Source organism: Pseudomonas emilianonis (assembly GCF_023072625.1).
GTDB classification, from domain to species: Bacteria; Pseudomonadota; Gammaproteobacteria; order Pseudomonadales; family Pseudomonadaceae; genus Aquipseudomonas; species Aquipseudomonas paraveronii.
Genome location: NZ_JAKNRV010000310.1, coordinates 1 through 6,278, shown reverse-complemented (window position 1 = coordinate 6,278; position 6,278 = coordinate 1). Strand labels below are relative to the sequence as shown.

Genomic DNA, 6,278 nt, shown 5'->3' with positions numbered 1-6,278 from the left:
CGGATGGCGACCAGGGTGCCCACGGCGGCAATCACGCCGATGCAGAAAATCGCCACGAACGAGTAGCTCGCCGCGCCCAGGCCACCGCCGGCCAGCGCCTCGGGGCTTAGGCGGGCCATCATCAGGGTGTCGGTCAGCACCATCAGCATGTGCGCCAACTGTGAGGCAATCAGCGGCCCCGCCAGCCGCAGAATGGCCCAGAGTTCGGTACGTGCCGGATGTTGGATGATCATCACGCTCAAATTCTCGGAAGGTTCGGAAAAGGCTGATTCTCGGCGCTCTCAGCCCATTGCACAAAGGGATAAAAGCGATTGCTCGCATGATTAAAACTCATGCTTGATTGATTCTGGTAGGGTTTTGGCATTGTGCTGTCGGAGCTTTCCTTATGTCTCGTCGTCTTCCTCCGCTTTATGCCCTGCGGGCCTTTGAAGCCGCTTCCCGGCACAACTCCTTCACCCGTGCAGCGCAGGAACTGTCCATCACTCAAAGTGCGGTGAGCCGGCATATCCGCACCCTTGAAGAGCATTTCGCCTGCCGCCTGTTCCAGCGCAGCGGCCGCAACCTGCAGCTCACCGAGGCCGCGCGCCTGCTGTTACCTGGGGTGCGTGAGGGCTTTGCCGCGTTGGAGCGGGCCTGTCATACCCTCAACGCCGAAGATGACATTTTGCGCATGAAGGCCCCCTCGACCCTGACCATGCGCTGGCTGCTGGCGCGGCTCAGTCGTTTCCGGCATTTGCAGCCGGGCAACGAAGTGCAGCTCACCAGCGCATGGATGAGCGTGGATGAAGTGGATTTCAACCAAGAGCCTTTCGACTGCGCAGTGCTGTTGAGCGACGGGCACTTTCCGGCGGATTGGGACGCCAGTTACCTGTTCCCGGAACTGTTGATTCCAGTCGGTGCGCCCAACTTGTTGAGCGACGGCCCGTGGGACGTCAATCGCCTGGCCAGCGCCGAGTTGCTGCACCCCACGCCCGACCGCCGCGACTGGCGTAACTGGCTGGAGCGCATGGGGCTGTCTGCCCAGGTGTCGCTCAAGGGCGGGCAGGTGTTCAATACCCTGGAATTGGGCATGATCGCCGCCGCGCGGGGTTATGGCGTGTCCATGGGCGATCTGCTGATGGTCGCCGAAGACGTGGCTCAAGGGCGCCTGAGCCTGCCGTGGCCAACCGCTGTCGCCAGTGGGGAAAATTATTACCTGGTGTGGCCGAAAACCCGCCCGGGCGGCGAGCGCCTGCGCCGGCTGGCGGAGTTTCTGCAAGGCGAAGTGCAGGCCATGGTCTTGCCCGTCGTCGAACGTCTCGATTGAAGCGCTTCAGCGTGAGCTAGCAATCGTTTGCGATTCGCTCAAGTATTGCCATCGTCCGCCGAAGTAGGGGTGTTGGAACTATCGTGCACCAACGAATCTCACTAGAAAATTTGCCGAGCAACGCTATGAGATCAGGATGATCCTGGCCTCGGCCAGGAGCTGTCATGTCTCAACCTCGTGCTCGGATCGCCTCCCAGTTAGGCCTCGCGTTAGCCGTGATTCTGGCTTTCGTTATCAGCGGCAGTACTGTTTTTGCCTTGCGTTCCCTCGACTCCGCCAACCTCGATACCCGGGAAGAACACCTGGCCAGCGAGGCGCGCCTGCTGGCCGACCAACTCAGTACGTTCCACGGCACCTTGCGCGAGAGCACCCAGCGTTTGAGCGGGCTGTTTGAAAAGCGCTTCAGCGCCGGCTTGAGTGTGCAGGCAGATCAGCCGATCGCCGTGGCCGGTGTGCAAACCCCGAGCCTGTACCTGGGCAAGGTGCTGCTGAACAACAACTTCGATGGCGTCGACGAGTTCAAGCAGATGTCCGGCGGCGTGGCCACGGTGTTCGTGCGCAGCGGCGATGACTTTATCCGTATCAGCACCTCCTTGACCAAGCAGGACGGCAGCCGTGCCATCGGCACCGTGCTGGATCGCCAGGGGCCGGCCTACTCGCGGGTGGTCGGCGGACAGACCTATATAGGCCGCGCCGTGCTGTTCGATCGCTCCTACATGACCCAGTACAGCCCGGTGCGCGACGCCAGCGGCAAGGTTATCGCGGTGCTGTTCATCGGCTTCGATTACACCGATGCGCAGAACGCCCAGTTCGACAACCTCAAACGCTTCCGCATCGGCCAGACCGGTTCGCTGGCGCTGCTCGATGAGCAGAAACACTGGCTGGTGCCGCCGGCCGGGGTGCAGGCGCCGGACCAGTCTGTTGCGGTGATGCTGGACCTGGCCAAGACCCCCGGCAAGGGCCGCTTCTGGAGCGACAAGAACGAAGATTTCTACAGCGTCTCGGTGCCGTTTGACGGCGGCCCCTGGGCGGTAGTGGCGAGCATGCCGAAAGCCGAGATCCGCGCGGTCACGTGGTCGGTGGGCACTCGCCTGGTGATCGGCAGCCTGTTGGCGATGCTGCTGGCGGTGGGCGCGACGGTGTGGTTGTTGCGCAGCAAACTGGCGCCCTTGAGTGACCTGGTACGCCAGGCCGAAGCCTTGGGCGCCGGGGATTTGAGCGCGCGCCTGAACGTGTCCAGCCATGACGAGATAGGCCAACTGGCGCGCAGCTTCAACCAGATGGGTGAAGCGTTGTCGACCATGGTGTCGCACATCCGCAAGGCCGCCGAGGAGGTCAACGGCCGCGCCCAGGCGTTGTCCGGTTTGTCCGGTGGTGCCTATGAGGGCATGGAGCAGCAGTCTGGCGAGATCACCAGCATGGCCGGCGCGGTGGAAGAGTTCAGCGCCACCTCGCTGAACATCGCCGACAACATGGGCAACACCGAACGCCTGGCCCAGGAAAACGCCCAGCAGACGCGCATCGGCCGTAACTCGATGGAGCAGGCGTCGTCGTCCCTGGAGCACATCGCCACCTCCCTGAACAGCACCGCCACGGTGATTAACACCCTCGGCCAGCGCTCCCAGGAAATCGGCGGTATCGTCGGCGTGATCACCTCGATCGCCGAACAGACCAACCTGCTGGCGCTCAACGCTGCCATCGAAGCCGCCCGCGCCGGTGAGCAAGGCCGTGGGTTTGCCGTGGTCGCTGACGAAGTACGCAACCTCGCTTCACGCACCCGCCAGGCCACCGATGAAATTTCCGGGATGATCCAAAGTATCCAGCAGGAAACCGGTAACGCCATCAGCACCATGGAACAGGGCAATGCGCTGATGCAGGAAGGCCTGTCACGCAACGCCGACGTGGCGTCGGCCCTGGCACGCATCGACGAGCAAAGCCGCTCGGCCGGGCAGCAATTCGCCGCGATCACCACCGCCACCCAGGAGCAGAGCAGCACGGCAACGTTGCTGAGCAGCAACCTGCAGAGCATTGCGCTGGCCAACAGCGAGCAACGCGAAGTGGTGTCGAACCTGGCGATTACCGCCAAGGAGCTGGAGACGCTGGCGGCGGGCTTGCGCCAAGAGGTCGATCGGTTTCGTTGACGGCGCGCCTGGAACGGCTAGCGCGCGTTGAGCGCGTTAGCCAGGCGCAGCATGGCGGTTTCGATTTCATGGGCGGTCAAGGACGAATAGCCCAATAGCCATCCCTGTTTCGTTGCGGCACCGGCATATAGCCGGCTGAGGCCGGCCAGTTGCACGCCCGCGTTGGCGGCCTGGCGGATGGTTTTTTCTTCCGACCAGCCCTCATGCAGCACGCAAGGGATTTGCAGCCCGCCCTGGGGCCGGCATGCCGTGACCACATCGCCCAGGTGCTTGCCGATGGCGTCGAGCATGATGGCTTGGCGCCCGGCGTAGAGTTTGCGCATCGCACGGACATGGGCGTTGTAATGACCGTCCTCCATAAAGCGCGTCAGCGTCAGTTGCAGGATTTGCGGGGTGTGGCCGTCCATCATGCTGCGCGCGTAGGTGAAGGCCTTGACCAGTTCAGGGGGCAGCACCATGTAGCCCATGCGCAGGCCGGGGAACAGGGTCTTGCTGAAGGTGCCGAGGTACAGCGTGCGCTGATACTTGTCCAGGCCCTGCACACAGGCGGTGGGTTTGCCGTCGTAGTGGAACTCGCTGTCGTAGTCGTCTTCGATGACCCATTTGCCTTTTTCCGCAGCCCAGTTGATCAACTCAAGGCGCCGTTCCAGGGTCAGCGTGGCGCCGGTCGGGTATTGATGCGAGGGCGTGACATACACGCACGTGGCGCCGCTGCGGTCGGCGTGCAGCAGGTCGGTGCGGATGCCCGACTCATCGACATCGATCGGCACGACCTTGGCCTCGGCGGTTTCGAAGGCCTTCCTGGCGCCGTAGTAGCCCGGGTTCTCCAGCAGGATCGGTTTGCCGACGTCCACCAACAACTGTGCACACAGAAACAGCGCCTGGCGCGTACTGCTCAGCACCAGGACCTGGTCGGGCGAGCACTTGGCCCCACGCTCAAGGTTCAAATAGGTGGCGATGGCTTTGCGTAACGACTCGGCTCCTTGCGGGTCGCCGTGCAACAGCACGCTGCTGCGATAGTCCTTCATCACCTGGCGCTGCAGGCGCTCCCAGACCTCGGTTGGGAACGAGCGGGTTTCGGGCAGGCCCGTGGCAAATGCCTTGATCACCTGTTGGTCGGCCACGCCGCCGCTGTATCCAAAATAGCCCGCCCTGAAACGTCGCGAATCAAGAGTCGGGACGGGTGGTGGGCCAGACAACACTGAACAAGCGGACCCACCGCCATCGCAGGCAAGCCAAGGCATAACGCACACCGCATACCCATGTGGGAGGGGGCTTGCCCCCGATGGCGGTGGGCCAGACAACACTGAACGAGCGGACCCACCGCCTTCGCAACCTGCGTCGTCTGGAGCAGCGTGTTCGCAATACAGGTAAACTCCCCTCCTTTTCATCTTCTCCACGGAGCTCGCCTTGCGTCTGTTTCACACCTCCGACTGGCACCTTGGGCAAAACCTGCATGGCCAGGAACGCGACTTCGAACACGCCTGTTTCCTCGAGTGGCTGCTGCGCCAGCTCGGCGCGCACACGCCGGATGTGCTGTTGATCGCCGGCGATATCTTCGACACGGTCAACCCGCCGCTCAAGGCCCAGGAGCGCCTGTACGATTTCATCATCAGCGCCCACGAACAAAACCCCCATCTCACAATTGTGATGATCGCCGGCAACCACGACTCCGGCTCGCGCATCGAATTGCCCGCGCCGTTGATGCGCCGCTTGCGCACCCATGCCTTGGGCCGAGTGTTGTGGCTGGATGACGGGCAACTGGATGCCGAGCGGTTGCTGATCCCGCTACCCGGCGCCGACGGCAAGATCGCCGCCTGGTGCCTGGCGCTGCCATTTCTGCGCCCGGCGGAAGTCACCGGGGCGCACCTGGGCGACGACTACCTGCGCGGGATTGGCCAGGTGCATGAATGGCTGATTGCCGCGGCCAACGCCAAACGCGAGCCGGGCCAGGCGCTGGTTGCCATCAGCCATGCGCACATGGCCGGCGGCTCGGTGTCGGAAGACTCCGAGCGCAGCCTGATCATCGGCAATGCCGAAGCGCTGCCCGCCAGCCTGTTCGATGCCAGCGTCAGCTATGTCGCCCTCGGTCACTTGCACAAGCCGCAGCGGGTCAATGGCGAAGAGCGCATCCGATACAGCGGCTCGCCCATTCCCTTGTCGTTCTCCGAAATCGGCTACCAACACCAGATTCTCGACGTGACCTTCGACGGCGAAGCCCTGCTCAGCGTCGAACCGCGCCTGATCCCGCGCGCGGTCAACCTGCAACGCCTGGAAGCCGCGCCCCTGGCCGACATCCTCAAGCAACTCGGTGACTTGCCGGACATCGACCTGCTCGCCGAAACCCAGCGCCAGCCCTGGCTGGAAGTGCGGGTACGCCTCGACGAACCGCAGCCCGACCTGCGCCAGCAAATCGAAACCGCCCTGCAAGGCAAGGCCGTGCGCCTGGTGCGCATCGCCGCCGAGTACGCCGGCAAACGCGGCAGCGACGACTCCAACGACGACCGCTTGATCGAACTCGACCAGCTCACCCCCCAGGAGCTGTTCAGCCGCGCCTGGCAGGACAACTACGGCAGTGAAGTGGATGAACAGACCTTGAAGGATTTCGCGGTGCTGCTCCAGGAAGTGCAACAGGAGGGCGAACAGCCATGAAGATCCTCGCCATCCGCCTGAAAAACCTCGCCTCCCTGGCCGGCCCGTTTGAGATCGACTTTACCGCCGAGCCCCTGGCCAGTGCCGGTTTGTTCGCGATTACCGGGCCGACCGGCGCCGGCAAAAGCACCTTGCTCGACGCGCTGTGCCTGGCGCTGTTTGGTGCCGTGCCGCGCCTG

At 63.4% G+C, this 6,278-nt stretch carries 5 protein-coding genes and 1 pseudogene; 4 read left to right on the top strand and 2 right to left on the bottom strand.

Annotation, left to right across the window (positions count from 1 at the left end; genetic code table 11):
• On the bottom strand, positions 1-233 hold a 233-nt coding region (locus tag L9Z73_RS23430; RefSeq protein ID WP_247406114.1), incomplete at its 3' end, for an MATE family efflux transporter.
• Positions 234-385: 152 nt separating this feature from the next.
• On the opposite strand from L9Z73_RS23430, the gene L9Z73_RS23425 reads away from it, so the two are divergent.
• Together L9Z73_RS23425 and L9Z73_RS23420 are read left to right on the top strand one after the other, a co-directional pair.
• Entirely contained in the window at positions 386-1,306 is a 921-nt protein-coding gene (locus tag L9Z73_RS23425) for a LysR substrate-binding domain-containing protein (protein WP_247406111.1), read from the top strand.
• A 164-nt stretch (positions 1,307-1,470) separates the two neighbouring features.
• Positions 1,471-3,447: a methyl-accepting chemotaxis protein gene (locus L9Z73_RS23420; RefSeq protein ID WP_247406108.1), complete on the top strand. Its 1,977-nt coding sequence runs from the start codon at positions 1,471-1,473 to the stop codon at positions 3,445-3,447.
• 17 nt (positions 3,448-3,464) lie between these two features.
• On the opposite strand, the pseudogene L9Z73_RS23415 reads toward L9Z73_RS23420, so the two are convergent.
• Positions 3,465-4,580 (bottom strand): annotated as a pseudogene (locus L9Z73_RS23415) (PLP-dependent aminotransferase family protein); the annotation flags it as partial.
• A gap of 277 nt (positions 4,581-4,857) precedes the next feature.
• Here L9Z73_RS23415 and L9Z73_RS23410 point away from each other — a divergent pair.
• Positions 4,858-6,099, top strand: a complete 1,242-nt coding sequence (locus L9Z73_RS23410; RefSeq protein ID WP_247406105.1) for an exonuclease SbcCD subunit D C-terminal domain-containing protein — start codon at positions 4,858-4,860, stop codon at positions 6,097-6,099.
• On the top strand, positions 6,096-6,278 hold a 183-nt coding region (locus L9Z73_RS23405; RefSeq protein WP_247406103.1), incomplete at its 3' end, for an AAA family ATPase. The genes L9Z73_RS23410 and L9Z73_RS23405, both read left to right, overlap by 4 nt.